Genomic DNA, 14,966 nt, shown 5'->3' on the forward strand with positions numbered 1-14,966 from the left:
GGAGCTGCGCAGGTGATTCCTCGGCAGCTCAGTGGAGGAACTCGAATTCACCGAGATCCCCATCAAGGACCTGCCCGTGTACAGCCCGGACTACGACATCGACTACCCTCAATCCCGCCGCCTACAACGAGGACGGAACAGTTCAAGACGAGGGCACCGCGCAAGTCCTACGGCACTACATGGAGGAATACAGCGCATTCGTCCAGCGGGTCCTCGCCGCCAACGTACCAGGGCACATCGGCGACGAGCACCCTGACGATGCCAAACTGACGCGGTAACCCGGGTCGGGCTCGGTGGCGCGTCGGCTCACCCGGCAGTGTTCCACGCCTCTTCGGACACGGGGATCCACCACTCACGCGCTTTGCCTTCCCCGATGTATTCAGGCCAGCGGAAATCCGTGGGCGCACTAAAGTTCGGCGGGAGCAGCGGCTCCACCGAACCGCGGCGACGCTTCTCGGCGTCGAACTCTGCTTTCGCCTCCGCCAGGACTTCCGGAGACGTCAGCAGGTCCAGGACCATTCCGGCAATCATCTTGCCTGTCGCCGTGATGGTGGGGTCGATCGTCTCGGGTATTCCGCCCAGGGCGGTCATGGCCCAGCCCGGGTACGCGGTGCCCTTCTCATCCGGTGCCAGCGTGGGCCTTGCCGTGTAGAAGCGGATGGTGGGCGCATACCAAGTCATCTCAACATAGTCATCACTGGTCCAGTTCTGCTGTGTTGCCGGTATATGCCTGCGCAGTTCGGCCTCGGCGTCCTGCGGACTGATGAGCTCCGCGGTTGCCGGGTGGAATGGATTCTCCATGGGCTCTACCCCGCACGAGGCTTGGATTTCACGTCCGATCTCCAAGGCCCGCCCATCCAAAACGGGTGCACCCACGGCAGCGATGTTCTCCCACGCCACTTGGGCAACCGTATGGTTGGCGATGCCCGGGCGGTTGCGCGCCACCCACCGGGTACTAACGCTGCAGTGCGAGGCAGCCGCGGCGAGTTCCGCGTTGCGATCGAGCACGGCGAGTACCGAGTCGGCTTCGGCGAGGCTCGGACAACGCCACGAGTACTGGATCTGGGCTAGTCCCGCAGGCTGGTTGTCCGCCGTCGCCTGCCCAGCCGTGAGGATCGCTTCCGACAGCGACCATCCACCCGCCTGCGGAAGCATGGAGTCCTGGGTAGTTTTGGTCAGCGAGAACATCGTGAACAGTGCGGCATCCGCTCCCGGCGCCCTGGCGGCAGAGTGCGACGACGGGATAGGACTATCGCCGTAGGTGTTGTTCCAGCCCTCTGGACTGTCGCAAGTGAAGGTGTAGATCTTGCTGTAGTACGAACCGCAATGAGTGTCCCAGCGCGCGGTATTGCACAGGGGCATCATGTAGAACGGGTGGTACGAGATGATTGCGTCCAGGTTGTCGTAGTAGCCGCGCAGGCCGTGGACAACCTTGGATCCCTGGACCTTTTCGGCCGGCTCACCGGTGTATACCAAGGTGCCGGGGATGTTGTGCTGCTCCATTGCGTCCTTCGCCGCCAAGAAGCCGGCGAGCGTCGAGATACCCAGGGCCGAATGTGGATCCGTGTGGCCCGGAGCGAAGCGCGACATGCCGGCACGGGGCTCCCGCTTGGTGGATGCCGCTTGGCAGTTTCCCGGGATGGCATCGTATTCGGCGTAGCCAAGGATCCTTGCCCCGGGACCGGCGGGACTTGTCCACTCGGCAGCGAACGCGGTGGGCATGCCCCCGCTGCATTCCTCCACGGTGAAACCATGTTCGCGCAGGGTTCTCACGTACCAGGCGCAGGACTCGTATTCGCGCCAAGCCGGCTCGGCCAGTTCCCAGATATTCGTGTGCCATGCAGAAAGCTGCTCTTTCTGCTGCTCCACCCACCCCCAGGCCGTGGCCTTCAACTCTGTGCTCTTGATCGTCCTGCTCATTGGGTTCCTTCCTCGGAATTCAAAGATTTCATTACGTGATTCAGCGGACTACGAGCTTCCGGTTCGCGAACTCGTCCATGCCAAGTGGCCCCAGTTCCCGTCCGACGCCGCTGTTCTTGACGCCCCCGAAAGGCAACGCAGCCGACGACGGCGCCAGCCGGTTGACGCTGACCATGCCCACTTCGAGCCGCTCGGCCATGCGCGCTGCCGCGGCAGCGTCACCGGTGAAGACCGTGGCACCCAGACCGTATGGCGAATCGTTGGCCAGCCTGACGGCGTCGTCCTCGTCTTCCGCGCGATACACCACGGCCACCGGGCCGAAGAGTTCCTCGTTATAGGCGCGGGTTCCCGGACGTACGCCGGTCAACAGGGCCGGCGTCACGAAGGCGGTTCCAGGCCGGCCGGATGCCATGGTCCCGCCCCGGTGCAAGGTTGCACCGGAAGCGACGGCAGCGTTCACTTGGGCGATCAGTGACTTCGCCGCCGCAGTAGAGGACATGGGGGCCAGCGTGGTCCCGGGATTCAGTGGGTCTCCCGGCACATATTCGGCAAGTTTGGCATCGAGGGCCCGGACGAAGTCCTCGTACAAGGCGGTGGCGACGATGAAGCGTTTGGGCGAGTTGCAGGCCTGTCCGGCATTTTCCATACGGGCTGCCGCCGCCAATTTCACCACGAAATCCAGGTCCGCGGTGTCCAGAACGATAAAGGCGTCCGAGCCGCCGAGCTCCAGGACATGCTTCTTCAAGTGAGCTCCTGCTAGCGCGCCCACCGCTTGTCCTGCCCGATCACCGCCTGTCAGGGAGACGCCTCGCACACGGGGGTCAGCGAGCAGGACAGCGGTCTGCTCCACATTGACAAGCACCGTCTGATAGGCGCCGGTCGGCAGACCGGCGTCGAGCAGCAATTGCTCCAAGGCAAGGGCGGATCGGGGGCAGGCAGGCGCCGGTTTGACGAGCAGCGTGTTGCCAAGCATCAGGTTCGGTGCGATGAACCGGACCAGCTGGTAGTACGGGTAGTTCCACGGCATGATGCCCAAGATCGGCCCCAGGGGGCGGCGCTGCAACACGGCACCCGGGAATTCCAGGGACTCGTCCGCAAGGAACGCAGGCCCGTTTTCTGCGTAATACGCGAAGATCTCCGCGCACAGCTCCACCTCAGCCACGGACTCCGACAGGAGTTTGCCGATTTCTTCTGTGCCCAGGAGCGCCAGTTCATCCTTGCGCTCCAGAAGGAGTTCGGAGGCACGCTGAAGCACGACGGATCTCCGTTGAATCCCGGGCCCCTCGGCCGTCGTAGCGCCCCAGAGCTCGAACGCACTTCGCGCCGACACCACGGCCTCTTCCAGCTGGGCCGGAGTTGTCTCGGGAAATTCAGCCAGGAGCTCCCCGTTTGCCGGGTTGAGTACCCGGAAGGCAGCGGCGGCCATTAGATGATCACGTGTATCAAGCTAGGACCGTTCACGGTCAGGGCCTTCGTCACAGTCTCGGCGAGTTGGTCCAAGGACTCCACCCGATATCCGGCCAGCCCAAAGCCTTCGGCCAGTCGTACCCAATCCGGCTGGACAAGGTTCACACCGACGGGGGTGATGTTCCGGTCCACCATGTTCTGCCGGATTTCCCCGTAGCCGCCGTTGTCCACCACGATGATCGGTAGGTCCACGTCCTGCTCCACTGCGGTGATGAATTCCTGCACCGCAAACATCAGCGCCCCATCACCCAGCAGGCAAACAACGGTTCGCTCCGGTTCGGCGACCTTCGCGCCAATCGCTGCTGGCAGCCCGTATCCAAGAGTGGCATATGCCGGTGTGTAGAGGAGCTGGTGCGGGGCCTGCATGGGGAAGAAGGAAGTAGTTCCGAAATAAGTGATTTGTGAGGAATCACCGGCGATGACGGTGTCCGCCGGCAACGCATCGGCCAAGATATCGTTGATTTTGGCCAGTTCCGGGGCCATGGCGCGGGCCTCGGCGCGAAGACCTTGCCGCATTGCATCCAGTTCCGGCGTCGCAACCGGCTGGTGTCCTGCCAGTCCATCGAGGAGCTGCGGCACAATGGCTGCGGCATTTCCCACCAGCCTGACGGTCGCCTCCACGTTGGTGGTCATCTGTCCAGGATCGATGTCGACCCGGATGCAGGCCCCGAGCGGTGCGATGTTCCCGCCCCAAAGTTCGGACTCTCCCACTTTGGAACCAATGATCAGCAGGGCATCGGAGTCGTTGCAGAGCTGCTGAGCGGCGTTCAGACGGATCTCCGAGCCCAGGGATAGTTCGTGGAATTCAGGGATGGCGCCCTTGCCGTTGATGGTAGTGACCACTGGGGCGTTCAACGCTTCGGCCAGCCGTACGAGCGCATCCCCGGTTCCGAGGGAGCCGCCGCCTGCCAGAATGACCGGCTTCGACGCACCACGCAAAGCTGCGACCGCCTCCGCAATAACGTCATCGGCCGCCCTCATCGGGGCACCCAAGGGGCGCGCCTCCAGTGCGGAGGGGGCGACGTCGGAGGCCGATTCCAAGACATCCAGGGGAATCTCGATGTGCACCGGACGGGGACGTCCGTGAGCGAACAGCTCAAAGGCCTGGTGGATGAGCTCCACGGCCTCGCCGCCGCTGGAAACGCGGGTGCTGCGCCCAATCAGGGCGCGGACCGCGCCCGTGGGGTCTTTGGTTTCGTGCAGCAGCCCGATGTCCGAGAATTCGCTGCCGCGGGGTGCGCCCGGGGACAGGATAATCATCGGGCGGGACTCGCAGTAGGAGGTCGCCGCTGCCGACATGGCGTTCAAGAGGCCGGGGCCGGAGGTAGTGATCACGACGCCGGGAAGCCCCTTGAGCTGGCTCCATCCGTCGGAGCCGTACCCGGCACCTTGCTCGTGGCGCGTGGTCACCGGATGGATCCCCAACGGGGCCAGGTGCCGGTAGAACTCAAGGTTGTGGGTGCCGGGGATCCCGAAAATCGTGTCGATCCCGTAGTTCCGCAGCGTGGTCATGACGGCGAGGCCGACGTTGGCCGTGGGAATGGTGCTTGTCATGGAAAATCCTTTGAATTGTTGAGCGACTCGGAGAGATCAGTTGCGGTAGACAAGGGCTCCGTTGACCCAGGTCTCCACAACTTCGATGCCGCTGATGTCGCCTTCGGGGGCTTCCAGGGGGTCCGCGGCGAGGATCACGAAGTCGGCCAGCTTGTCCGGCTCCAGGGAACCGAGGTCCTTCTCGCGGCCCATGGCGCGCGCACCGTTGATTGTGTGGGCGCGGAGGGCTTCGACGACGTCGATCTTGAGATTGTCCCCGCCCAGCTGGACGCCGGAGCGGGTCTTGCGGGTCACGGACGTCTGGATGGCTTCCAGCGGACGGGGATCGGCCACGGGAGCATCGGAGCTCATGGTCACAGGGACTGCCGCGGCCACGAATTCGCCGAGCGGGTTGAATCGCTCGCCCGGGGAACCGATAGCATCCGTGACGCCGGGACCCCAGTTGAAGTAATGCTGCGGCTGGTTGACCGGCATGATGCCCAGCTCGGCCATCTTGTCAATCTGTTTCGGCGTGGGCAGCCCGCAGTGCTCGATTCGGTGCCGGTGGTCTGCCCGCGGGCTCTCCGCAAGAGCCTCGCTGACCGCGTCCAGCACCAATTGGATCGCGGTGGGCGACTGGGCGTGGGTTGCCGTCTGTAGCCCGGCACTGTGCGCCTTCGCCACGAGTGCCCGGTACTCGGCCGGCTCGTGGTACAGGGAACCCGTGCGGCAGGGGTCGTCGCGGTAGCCCTCCGGGAAGTACGCAGTCCAACCACCGAGCGTGCCGTCCGCATAGAGTTTGATGCCGGCGAAGGAGAGGAGGGAATCGCCGAACTTGTCCACGATGCCCAGTTCCAGCACTTCGTCGAGGAGGCTCGAGAGGAAGTAGGCGTTGATGCGAGTCACCAGTTCGCCCCGCTCCACGAGGTCCAGGTAGGCACCAAACTCGCGCTTGGTGACCTGCGCATCGCCGATGGTCGTCACGCCGTGGCTGAGGAACTCGCGCTGGGCGTGCAGCAATTGGGCGCGGTGGTGTTCCTTGCTGTCTCCCAGATGGAAGTTGGGTCCGTGGTGCCCCAGCTTGACGCCTTGGTCTCCGGTGAGGATGTCGCAGGCGGCGTCGGAGAGCTCGCCGGTCAGCTCGCCGTCGGCGTCCCGGAAGAACGTGCCTCCCGGCGGGTTGGGAGTGTTACGGTCCACTCCGGCCTTCGCGAGGACGTACGAGTTCACCACCCCGCCGTGGCCGCTCGCGTTCATGACGTACACCTCGCGTGTGGCGGAAACGGTGTCGAATTCCTGCCGCGTGGGGTGGCGTTGCTCGGCTAGGTTGCGGTGCTCGTAGCCGTAGCCACGGATCGGAGTGTCTCCGGGATTGTCAGCGGCAGCCTTCGCCAGCAATTCCAGCATGGTGGGGATGTCCGGCGCGGCTTCCGGTCCGCAGTCCACCCAGGACAGCAACTGTCCGTACATCAGGGGATGCGCGTGCGGGTCGATGAAGCCGGGCACCAGCGTGCGGCCTTGGAGGTCCACCAGTTCGGGGACCCGGGTGGTCAGTTCGAGCGCCGTATCGCGGCACTCTTGTCGCGTTCCGACAACGGCAACACGGTTGCCGATCACCAGCATCGCCTCCGCAACGGAGTTCAGCGCGTCGAGGGTCCGGATACGGCCGCCGAAGAACAGCGTTGCGGCGGGCGCTATAGGGGAAATTTCGTGGGATGCCAGGAATGACATGGGAAGCCTTTGCTGGTAGAAAATTGCGTGGCGGTGTGCAGAGCCGATGCGTCAGCTGGCAGTGCTCATCATCGTGTCAAGGGCGAAAAGGGGGGTGTCGGGAGTGCCTGCCGTTGCCAGCGAAATGACGTTCTGGGCCTGGACCCTGACGTATTCGGCCAGCGTATGGTCCGAGAGGAATGCCACGTGCGGAGTGATCAGGATTTGCGGGTGGCCCATGAGGGGATGGCCGGCCGGTGCCGGTTCGACGTCGAGCACGTCCAGTGCGGCACCCCGGACATGCCCGGAGTCGACGGCGGCGCGCAGCGCATCATTATCGATCAGCTGGCCACGGCTGACATTGACCAGGAAGCAGCCTGGTCGCATGCGGCCGAGGGTCTCGGCGTTGATGATGTGCTCGGTCTCCGGGGTCAGCGGCATGTGCAGGGAGAGGACGGTTGACGTGCGGATGACTTCCTCAAGTTCTACGCGCCGGATGCCGGCGTTGGCGAGCATGGCGCGCGTTTCCGCGGTGTCCGGCAGGTAGGGGTCATAGCCCACTACTTCTCCGAAGACCCGTGATGCCATGTCTCCGAGGCGGGTTCCGATCCGGCCAAGGCCCAGGAGCCCCAGCCGTTCCTGGCTCAGCCGGAACACCTTGGCTTCCGGGCGGGAGTTCCAGTCCTGGCGTTCCACTGCACGATGGAAATACGGGATTTCACGTGCAGCGGCGAGTGCCAGTGCCAGTGCGTGCGAGGCGACTTCCTCGGTGGCGACGCCGGGAAGGTTGCTGACCCAAATGCCGCGCGCCTTGGCGGCTTCCAGATCGATGTTGTCGTAGCCCATGGAGACCAGGGCGATGATTTTCAGGCCCGGGATCGCGTCCATGACCTCCGCCGTGATTGGCGCGTAGCCCACCAGCAGGGCTTCTGCATCTTTCGCTTGCTCCGCGATGGCGGCAGGGTCCTGGGTGCCCAGATACCTGACGTCGAAGCCGTGGTCCTCGAGCAGCCTCTGGCCGGCGGAGAATTCCAGATCTTCCATGTCCGTGTAGACGGCCACGGGGCGGTGTCTGCGGGCCGGGTTGCTGTTAGTGGACATGGCTGAGGAACTTTCTGTTACGCGCGTGCTGGGGGTTGTCGAAGAACTCATCCGGAGTGGCTTGTTCCACGATCACTCCGCTGTCGAACAACGTGACTTCGTCGGCTACCCGCCGGGCGAAGCGAACCTCGTGAGTGACCACGATCATGGTCATGCCGTCGTTGGCCAGGCCTTCCATGACGTCCAGGACTTCGCCGACGAGTTCCGGATCGAGGGCCGAGGTCGGCTCGTCGAAAAGAAGCACGGAAGGGTTCATGACCAGCGCCCGGGCAATGGCGACTCGTTGCTGTTGCCCACCGGAAAGTTCGGATGGGTAGTGGCCGGCGCGATGGGAAAGGCCAACCCGCTCCAGCATGGACATCGCGAGTTCTTCGGCTTCCTTGTGGTGGACGCCCTTGACCGAAGTCAGGCCGAGCATTACGTTCCGGCAAGCGGACAGGTGCGGGAAGAGATTGAACTTTTGGAACACCATGCCGATGTCACGGCGTTGCCTGGCCAACTCCCGTTCCGGGAGCAGAACCGCAGGGGTTTTGTCCTCACGTACGCCGATCCTGCGACCTCTGAGCAGGATGTCACCGCTGTCGGCCGGCTCGAGCAATGCCATGAGGCGAAGCATCGTGGACTTCCCTGATCCCGAAGGTCCCAGGACGGCCTTGACCTGGCCTTGGTTGATATCGAATTCGACGCCCTGGAGGACCTGCTGGCCATGGTAGCTCTTGTGAAGATCCCGGACTTGCAGCACCGGATCGGAGGGTGTCCAAGCACTGAGGCCCGCGTTCGGCACATTCTTGCTCATGAGAAAACTCCTTGGCCTGCAGGCTTCTGCGCCAGGTCCTTCTTGGATTTGGCTTTGGACGTCCAAAGAAACTTCTTTTCCACGTAACTTTGGATGACGGTGAGGATGCTGACGATTATCAGGTAGTAAATGATTGCCGCAGCGTAGAACTCGGCGTAGCGGAACGTGATATTGACACCCACCTGGGCCGTGGTGAGGAGCTCTTGAAGGGAGATCACCGACGCGAGTGAGGAGAACTTGACCAGACCGATGAATTCGTTGCCTGTGGGGGGAAGCGCGATTCTGATTGCCTGCGGAAGGACAATCTTGGTCATGACCTTGGCCGGCGACATTCCGAGTGCCCGGCCGGCGAGCCCTTGACCCTCATCGATGCTCAGGAGGGCCGAACGGATGATTTCTGCCATGAAAGCGGCTTCCACGATTCCGAGGCCAATGAAGGCAGCGATGAAAGGCGAGAACCAGTCTTGGCGGAGCACCGGGAACAGCTGCGGGAGAGCGTTCCAGATGATTAGCAATACCAGCAACGCTGGAATGGCCCGGAAGAACCAAGTGTAGACACCCGCCGCGCCTTGGGAGAAGCGGGACTTGGACGTGCGTCCCATGGCTACCGCGAATCCGATGACGGTTGCGAGCACGAGCGAGAGCGCTGCCACGGCGACCGAGATGAGGGCGCCTTGAACATAGCTGGGACTGATGAGCTGGTGGACGAAGATGCTGACGTCAAACTCCATCAGATCTTTCCTTTCGTAATGGTTGCGCGGGCCGCTGCGATTGCAACGGCCCGCGCGGTAAGGGGAATTGCGTGACTAGCCGACGTCGACGATCGAAGCTTCCAGCTTGTTATCCGTGGCGATCTTGGCCAGGGTGCCGTCCTTCTGGAGGTCCTTCAACGCTTGAGCGAGTGCCGGAGTCAAAGTGTTGTTTTTACGGGTGAAGACACCGAAAGTGGTATCTGCCGGGAAGATCTTGGAAGCGACAGCTAGTTTGCCCTCATTCTGTGAAGCCATGTACGCGGCGGCGACGTTGGTTTCAATGAGGGCGTCGGACTTGCCGTTGATCACAGCTAGAACGGTTTCAGCCGTCTTCGGGTATTCAGTCAATCGAGGCTCGTCCTTGCCGGCTTGCTTACACTCGTCCTTGAGGGAAGTAATACGGGCAGCGTTGGAAGAAGCAGCCTGGGCAGCGACCGAGTGTCCGCAGAGGTCCAGCGGGGTTTTGAACTTATCGACATTTGCGGGGCTGGCCACGATCGTCGGCCCTGCCTTCATGACGGGCGCGGCGTCTGCCACCTGGAGACGTGCCTGGCTCATATACAGGCCACCGAAAATGGCGTCACATCGACGTGTCTGCAGGCCAGGCATCAGCCCATCGAAGGTTGTGACTTCGAACTTCGCCTCAACGCCCCAGTGCTTGGCCAGAGCGCGCGCCGCGTCAGCATCGAACCCTGCGATGTCGCCGCCGGAACCGTTGGCGTAGTACTCGAGTGGAGCATACTCAGGGTCGATGCAGAGGGTGAGCTTGCCGCTGGTGGTCAGGCCTTCCGGGGCGTTGGCTGACGCCTGTCCGGCCGGGCTGGACGCGGCGGCGTTTCCGCAGCCACTTAGCGCCAGGACCACGGCCGCGGCGGCCAGCGCGGGCTTCATGTACTTGAACATGCAGTTCTCCAATGAACTATGGATCGCGCCGTAGCGCAGAGTCGGGGATGACGAGGTGACACCCACCACAGTATGGAGAATCCACACTCAAGTCAAACGTTTTTGCGGCGAAAGTGCTATTTGACAAGTTTTTTGAAATCTTTCTGCACTCTATCTCGCCAAATGGATTGCGAAGCACAGCATTCATGAGATTATTGAGAGTGAATGACAGTCCATCTGGACCGCGGCGGTGCGGCACCGCGTCCCACGAAACTAGGCGATTATTGTGAAGACCATGAATGATCTGGACGACAGGCTCATCCGCGTGCTGCAGACCGATGGCCGCGCCTCGTTTAGCGACCTCGCAAAGAAGCTTGGGGTCACGCGGTCACTGGCCACAGCGAAGCTCAATGAGCTGACCAACTCAGGCGAGCTGCGTATTGTCGCCGCCGTGCATCCGCGGGTGCTTGGCTTGAACGCCGTTGCCCACGTGTCTATCCAGCTCAGCGGCTCGGCCGGGCCGGCACTGGCCAAGCTCTCGAAACTCGAAGGAGCGGTCTTCGCTTCACTCACTACCGGCCGCTATGGAATCATCACAGAGCTCCGCCTTCCAACAGTGCCGGAACTCTACAAACAGGTCGAAGCAATCCGGGCCACGGACGGCGTGGCTGGCGTCGACGTCCTGATGTACAAAGATGTGGTTCGCAGCCTCTTCCTAGGCAAGGAACCACCCTCGCCAGACCTCGAGCTTGATCAGCTCGACCTGAAGATCATGAGTGAATTGCAGCTCGATGGACGCATGGGCTTTGAGATGCTCGGCGAAAAAGTAGGGTTATCTACCAGCGCGGCAAGGATCCGCGTGCTGCGCCTCATCGATGCACGGGTCATGCAGGTCGGACCGGTGCGAAGCCGCTCCGCATCATCAAAATCCATGGCCTTCGGACTCGGCATCTCCACTATCTCCGGTACCGAAGAAGTCGTCGACTTCTTCGGTAGGACTCCGGGACTGGAATTTCTGGCCACATGCTTCGGCCGCCACGACCTGGTCGCCACGGTGGGAGTCAGCTCCATGGACGAAATGCATGAGACCCTGGACCAGGTTCGAGCGCTAGGCTCCGTTGCCAATGTGGAGACCTGGCTGCACCTGAGGATCATCCAGGAGCGCTACGACAGGCCACTGGACAAAATGCTCGAGGCGCAGACCGAGTCCGATGGATACGGCCACCCTCGCACCGCATAACCGGAACTCTCGTCCCACACATGCGCATGGTATTCCTCGATCGTGGAGCACCATCAGCGCCCCCGACTTAATGCTTTGCCGAGACGTCCCGCGATATCGCCCTGGCAGTTTCCACGATCTGCTCCCTGACCGATTCGAGGTAGGCCTCCGGGTTCGGCTGCGCTGCGACATTTTGGGCCTGAAGCGAGACATTGACCGCGGCAGCCACATGGCCCGCATTGTGGTTCCAGACGGGCGCGGCGATCGACATGAGTCCGACTTCCAGCTCCTGGTCCAGCAGGCACCAGCCCTGCTTGCGCACGCGGTTCAGCTCGGCCACGAGTTCTTCACGGGCCGTGATGGTGCGTGGCGTCAGGGCTTTGAACTCCACCGCAGACAGGTATTCGTCCAGTTTCTGCGGCGGAAGATTCGCCAGAAGCACGCGCCCCATGGACGTCGCGTAGGCCGGGAAGCGGGTGCCTACCGAGATTCCGACCGTCATGATGCGGCGCGTTGTCACCCGGGCTACGTAGAAGATGTCCATGCCATCGAGCACCGCGGCCGACGTGGACTCCCCCAGGTTCAGTGAGAGGTCTTCAAGGTGCGGCTGCGCGAGCTGGGGCAGGGACAATGCCGACAAGTAGGAGTAGCCGAGCTGCAGCACCATCGCCGTCAGGGCGAAGGTTTTACCGTCCGTGCGGACATAACCCAGCTCCACGAGGGTGTGCAGGAACCGGCGGGCGGTGGCGCGGGTCAGGTTGGTGCGCGCCGCCACCTCACTGAGCGTCATGACGGGGTGGGCTGCGTCGAACGCGCGGATCACGGACAAGCCACGGGCCAGTGATTGCACGTACTGGTCACTCGCCTGAGGAGCGCGTGTCCGCGGCGCCCCGGCTACTGCTGCATCGGTCATGGTTACCAATCTTATTGGCGCGAACTGGCAGCAGATGCCCCTTAAAGTCTTTCCAGAGGGCATCTGCCGCCAGTTCGCGCTGGCGGTTGTCAGTGCAGCAGCGGGACCGGGACCAAGGCTTGGAGTTCTTCGAACGTGCAGCCGAACGTCTCACGCACCCGCACGCCGTCGGGCCCTGTCAGGAACACGGCCTTCTCCGTGTACACCCGCGTCACGCAGCCCACACCGGTGAGCGGGTAGCTGCAGGTATCGACGAGTTTAGACTCGCCGTCGCGGGTCAGGAGCGTCATCATGACGAACACGTCCTTCGCGCCGGTAGCCAGGTCCATCGCCCCGCCGACGGCCGGGATCGCGTCCGGCGCCCCGGTGTGCCAATTCGCGAGGTCTCCCTTGGCGGAGACTTGGAAAGCGCCCAGCACGCAGATATCCAGGTGGCCGCCGCGCATGATCGCAAAGGAATCGGCGTGGTGGAAGTAGCTCGCCCCCGGGAGCTCAGTGACGGGAATCTTGCCGGCGTTGATAAGGTCGCCGTCGATCTCGTCGCCCTTGGCTTCCGGACCCATGCCGAGCATCCCGTTCTCCGTGTGGAGCGTGATGTTCTGATCTTCCGTGAGGTAGTTGGAAACGAGCGTGGGCTGTCCGATGCCAAGGTTCACGAAGGAACCAGGGGCGATGTCCCGGGCCACGAGCCGCGCGAGGTCAAGCCGGCCGAGCGGCGTGGGGGAAGTCTGGATGTTGGTTTGGATGCTCATGTCATGCCACCTTCACGATGCTGTTGACGTAGATTCCGGGGGTCACCACGTTCTCCGGGTCCAGGGCGCCGGTGGGAACGATCTCGGAGACCTGGACGATGGTGTGCTTGGCCGCGGCAGCCATGATGGGGCCGAAGTTCCGGGCCGTCTTGCGGTAGACGAGGTTTCCCTTGCCGTCAGCTTTGAGCGCTTTGATGAGCGCGACGTCGGCGTGGATAGGGGTCTCGAACACTTGCCATTTGCCGTCCAGCAGCCGGGTTTCCTTGCCCTCTGCCAGCATGGTTCCGTAGCCGGTGGGGGTAAAGAAGCCGCCGATTCCGGCGCCGGCGGCCCGGATGCGCTCGGCCAGGTTGCCTTGCGGAACGAGCTCGAGTTCGATTTCCCCGGCCTTGTACTTTGCATCGAAGTGCCAGGAATCGGACTGGCGCGGGAAGGAACAGATCATCTTGCGGACCCGTCCTTCCTTGATAAGCAGCGCCAGGCCCTGATCGGCCTGGCCGGCGTTGTTGTTCACCACGGTGAGCTCGGTGGCGCCGCAGTCCAGCAGCGCGTCGATCAGTTCGAACGGTTGCCCGGCATTGCCGAAGCCGCCGATCATCACAGTGGAGCCGTCCGTGATGCCGGAGACTGCCTCGCCAACAGTGTCAATAAAATTCAGCATTTTCTAACCCTTAACCGTTTGTGCCGAAGTGCCGGCAGTGACGTTTTCGAGCACCACAGCCAGGCCTTGCCCGACGCCGATGCAGATCGCCGCGACGCCCCAACGCTGACCGGAAGCCTGCAGGCTGCGGGCCAGCGTCCCCAGGATCCGGGTTCCGGAGGCACCCAAAGGGTGGCCCATCGCGATCGCGCCGCCGTGCCGGTTCACGATTTCCGGGTCGATCCCCCACGCATCAATACACGCCAGGGACTGCGCCGCGAACGCTTCGTTAAGTTCGACGGCGCCCACCTGCTCCCAGCCGATGCCCGCCTTCGCGAGTGCCTTGTTCGCCGCCTCCACCGGTGCATAGCCGAAGAACTGCGGATCGTTGCCGTGGGCCCCGCGGCCCGCGATCCGGGCCAGCGGTTCCAGTCCCAGCAGCCCGGCGGCGCTTTCGCTGCCGATCCACGCCGCGGAGGCGCCGTCGGACAACGGGGACGCGTTGCCCGCGGTGACCGTTCCCCCCTCAACCCCGGAGGATTCGGGCCGGAACACTGTCTTGAGCCCGGCGAGCTTCTCCGCCGTCGAGCCTGCCCGGATGCTTTCATCGCGGACCAGATCCGTGCCAGGAACCTGGGTCACCAACTGGTCATAGAAGCCTTCGTCCCAGGCGGCCGCAGCCAGGTTGTGCGAGGCCGCGGCGAACTCGTCCTGCCGCTCCCGGGTGATCCCGTACTTCTCCCGCAAGCGCTCGGTGGCCTCCCCGAGGGAAACGGTCCAGTCCTTCGGCATCGCCGGGTTGACCAAGCGCCAGCCCAGGGTGGTCGAAGCCAGGGTCATGTCACCGGCCGGGTACGGCTTGGAAGTCTTGGGCAACACCCACGGGGCACGCGACATCGACTCGGCGCCGCCCACCAACATGAGCTCGGCGTCGCCGGCGTTGATTTGGCGCGAAGCAATGATGGCAGCATCCAGCGACGAGCCGCACAGCCGGTTGACCGTAGTGCCCGGGATCGAGACCGGCAGCCCCGCCAACAGGGTGGCCATGCGGGCGATGTTGCGGTTCTCCTCCCCCGCACCGTTGGCGTTCCCGAAGACCACCTCATCGATCCGCTCAACATCCAAGGCCGGGGCGCGCTTGACGGCTTCGCGCACCACATGGGCCGCGAGGTCATCCGGACGGACCCCGGCAAGACCGGAGCCGAACCTTCCGAAAGGGGTGCGCACGGCATCGTACACAAAAGCCTGGTTCATAAGTTCCTCTACATTCGGTAATCCCAA

The 14,966-nt window shown here is 63.2% G+C and carries 13 protein-coding genes and 1 pseudogene; 2 read left to right on the plus strand and 12 right to left on the minus strand.

Annotation, left to right across the window (positions count from 1 at the left end; all coding sequences use genetic code 11):
* Nucleotides 1–119 precede the first annotated feature (119 nt).
* A pseudogene (locus tag A3M3_RS29065) lies at nt 120–278 on the plus strand (ACP phosphodiesterase); the annotation flags it as partial.
* Between the two features lie 28 nt (nt 279–306).
* Here the strand turns inward: A3M3_RS29065 and A3M3_RS0119990 are convergent.
* From A3M3_RS0119990 to A3M3_RS0120025, 8 genes are all read right to left on the minus strand, one after another.
* Nucleotides 307–1,920, minus strand: coding sequence for a peptidase M20 (locus A3M3_RS0119990; protein WP_028267821.1), 1,614 nt, complete (start codon nt 1,918–1,920; stop codon nt 307–309).
* 40 nt (nt 1,921–1,960) lie between these two features.
* Complete coding sequence (locus A3M3_RS0119995) at nt 1,961–3,346, minus strand: NAD-dependent succinate-semialdehyde dehydrogenase (protein WP_028267822.1); 1,386 nt, start codon at nt 3,344–3,346, stop codon at nt 1,961–1,963.
* Nucleotides 3,346–4,941 carry a thiamine pyrophosphate-binding protein gene (locus A3M3_RS0120000; protein WP_028267823.1) on the minus strand — a complete coding sequence of 532 codons (1,596 nt, stop codon included), beginning with the start codon at nt 4,939–4,941 and terminating at the stop codon, nt 3,346–3,348. The genes A3M3_RS0119995 and A3M3_RS0120000 overlap by 1 nt, the downstream gene beginning before the upstream one ends.
* Before the next feature lie 36 nt (nt 4,942–4,977).
* Entirely contained in the window at nt 4,978–6,651 is a 1,674-nt protein-coding gene (locus A3M3_RS0120005; RefSeq protein ID WP_028267824.1) for an amidohydrolase, read from the minus strand.
* A 51-nt stretch (nt 6,652–6,702) separates the two neighbouring features.
* Nucleotides 6,703–7,731 (minus strand): C-terminal binding protein, encoded by a 1,029-nt coding sequence (locus tag A3M3_RS0120010; RefSeq protein WP_028267825.1) that lies wholly within the window; start codon nt 7,729–7,731, stop codon nt 6,703–6,705.
* Entirely contained in the window at nt 7,721–8,527 is an 807-nt protein-coding gene (locus tag A3M3_RS0120015) for an amino acid ABC transporter ATP-binding protein (protein WP_081736969.1), read from the minus strand. Before A3M3_RS0120015 ends, A3M3_RS0120010 begins: the two co-directional genes overlap by 11 nt.
* Entirely contained in the window at nt 8,524–9,258 is a 735-nt protein-coding gene (locus A3M3_RS26120; RefSeq protein ID WP_051423423.1) for an amino acid ABC transporter permease, read from the minus strand. Before A3M3_RS26120 ends, A3M3_RS0120015 begins: the two co-directional genes overlap by 4 nt.
* 75 nt (nt 9,259–9,333) lie before the next feature.
* Nucleotides 9,334–10,182, minus strand: coding sequence for a transporter substrate-binding domain-containing protein (locus tag A3M3_RS0120025; protein ID WP_028267827.1), 849 nt, complete (start codon nt 10,180–10,182; stop codon nt 9,334–9,336).
* Between the two features lie 274 nt (nt 10,183–10,456).
* Here A3M3_RS0120025 and A3M3_RS26125 point away from each other — a divergent pair, with 274 nt between their 5' ends.
* Nucleotides 10,457–11,401: an Lrp/AsnC family transcriptional regulator gene (locus tag A3M3_RS26125; protein ID WP_231497390.1), complete on the plus strand. Its 945-nt coding sequence runs from the start codon at nt 10,457–10,459 to the stop codon at nt 11,399–11,401.
* Between the two features lie 67 nt (nt 11,402–11,468).
* Here the strand turns inward: A3M3_RS26125 and A3M3_RS0120035 are convergent, their stop codons facing one another.
* The 4 genes from A3M3_RS0120035 to A3M3_RS0120050 all read right to left on the minus strand — a co-directional run bounded on the left by A3M3_RS0120035 (nt 11,469) and on the right by A3M3_RS0120050 (nt 14,939).
* On the minus strand, nt 11,469–12,293 hold the full coding sequence (locus tag A3M3_RS0120035) for an IclR family transcriptional regulator domain-containing protein (protein ID WP_028267828.1): 825 nt from the start codon (nt 12,291–12,293) through the stop codon (nt 11,469–11,471).
* 89 nt (nt 12,294–12,382) lie between these two features.
* Complete coding sequence (locus A3M3_RS0120040; protein ID WP_028267829.1) at nt 12,383–13,045, minus strand: 3-oxoacid CoA-transferase subunit B; 663 nt, start codon at nt 13,043–13,045, stop codon at nt 12,383–12,385.
* A 1-nt stretch (nt 13,046) separates the two neighbouring features.
* Nucleotides 13,047–13,706 carry a 3-oxoacid CoA-transferase subunit A gene (locus A3M3_RS0120045; protein ID WP_028267830.1) on the minus strand — a complete coding sequence of 220 codons (660 nt, stop codon included), beginning with the start codon at nt 13,704–13,706 and terminating at the stop codon, nt 13,047–13,049.
* A 3-nt stretch (nt 13,707–13,709) separates the two neighbouring features.
* Nucleotides 13,710–14,939: a thiolase family protein gene (locus A3M3_RS0120050; protein ID WP_028267831.1), complete on the minus strand. Its 1,230-nt coding sequence runs from the start codon at nt 14,937–14,939 to the stop codon at nt 13,710–13,712.
* Between the last annotated feature and the right edge of the window lie 27 nt (nt 14,940–14,966).

This window comes from Arthrobacter sp. MA-N2 (assembly GCF_000517125.1).
GTDB classification, from domain to species: Bacteria; Actinomycetota; Actinomycetes; order Actinomycetales; family Micrococcaceae; genus Arthrobacter; species Arthrobacter methylotrophus.

Bases quoted from the DNA above. Each gene is read 5' to 3' on its own strand.
- A3M3_RS0120015 (WP_081736969.1), bottom strand. From the start codon at position 8,527: ATGAGCAAGAATGTGCCGAACGCGGGCCTCAGTGCTTGGACACCCTCC.
- A3M3_RS0120045 (WP_028267830.1), bottom strand. From the start codon at position 13,706: ATGCTGAATTTTATTGACACTGTTGGCGAGGCAGTCTCCGGCATCACG.
- A3M3_RS26120 (WP_051423423.1), bottom strand. From the start codon at position 9,258: ATGGAGTTTGACGTCAGCATCTTCGTCCACCAGCTCATCAGTCCCAGC.
- A3M3_RS0120005 (WP_028267824.1), bottom strand. From the start codon at position 6,651: ATGTCATTCCTGGCATCCCACGAAATTTCCCCTATAGCGCCCGCCGCA.
- A3M3_RS26125 (WP_231497390.1), top strand. From the start codon at position 10,457: ATGAATGATCTGGACGACAGGCTCATCCGCGTGCTGCAGACCGATGGC.
- A3M3_RS0120000 (WP_028267823.1), bottom strand. From the start codon at position 4,941: ATGACAAGCACCATTCCCACGGCCAACGTCGGCCTCGCCGTCATGACC.
- A3M3_RS0120010 (WP_028267825.1), bottom strand. From the start codon at position 7,731: ATGTCCACTAACAGCAACCCGGCCCGCAGACACCGCCCCGTGGCCGTC.
- A3M3_RS0120040 (WP_028267829.1), bottom strand. From the start codon at position 13,045: ATGAGCATCCAAACCAACATCCAGACTTCCCCCACGCCGCTCGGCCGG.
- A3M3_RS0119995 (WP_028267822.1), bottom strand. From the start codon at position 3,346: ATGGCCGCCGCTGCCTTCCGGGTACTCAACCCGGCAAACGGGGAGCTC.
- A3M3_RS0120050 (WP_028267831.1), bottom strand. From the start codon at position 14,939: ATGAACCAGGCTTTTGTGTACGATGCCGTGCGCACCCCTTTCGGAAGG.
- A3M3_RS0120025 (WP_028267827.1), bottom strand. From the start codon at position 10,182: ATGTTCAAGTACATGAAGCCCGCGCTGGCCGCCGCGGCCGTGGTCCTG.
- A3M3_RS0120035 (WP_028267828.1), bottom strand. From the start codon at position 12,293: ATGACCGATGCAGCAGTAGCCGGGGCGCCGCGGACACGCGCTCCTCAG.
- A3M3_RS0119990 (WP_028267821.1), bottom strand. From the start codon at position 1,920: ATGAGCAGGACGATCAAGAGCACAGAGTTGAAGGCCACGGCCTGGGGG.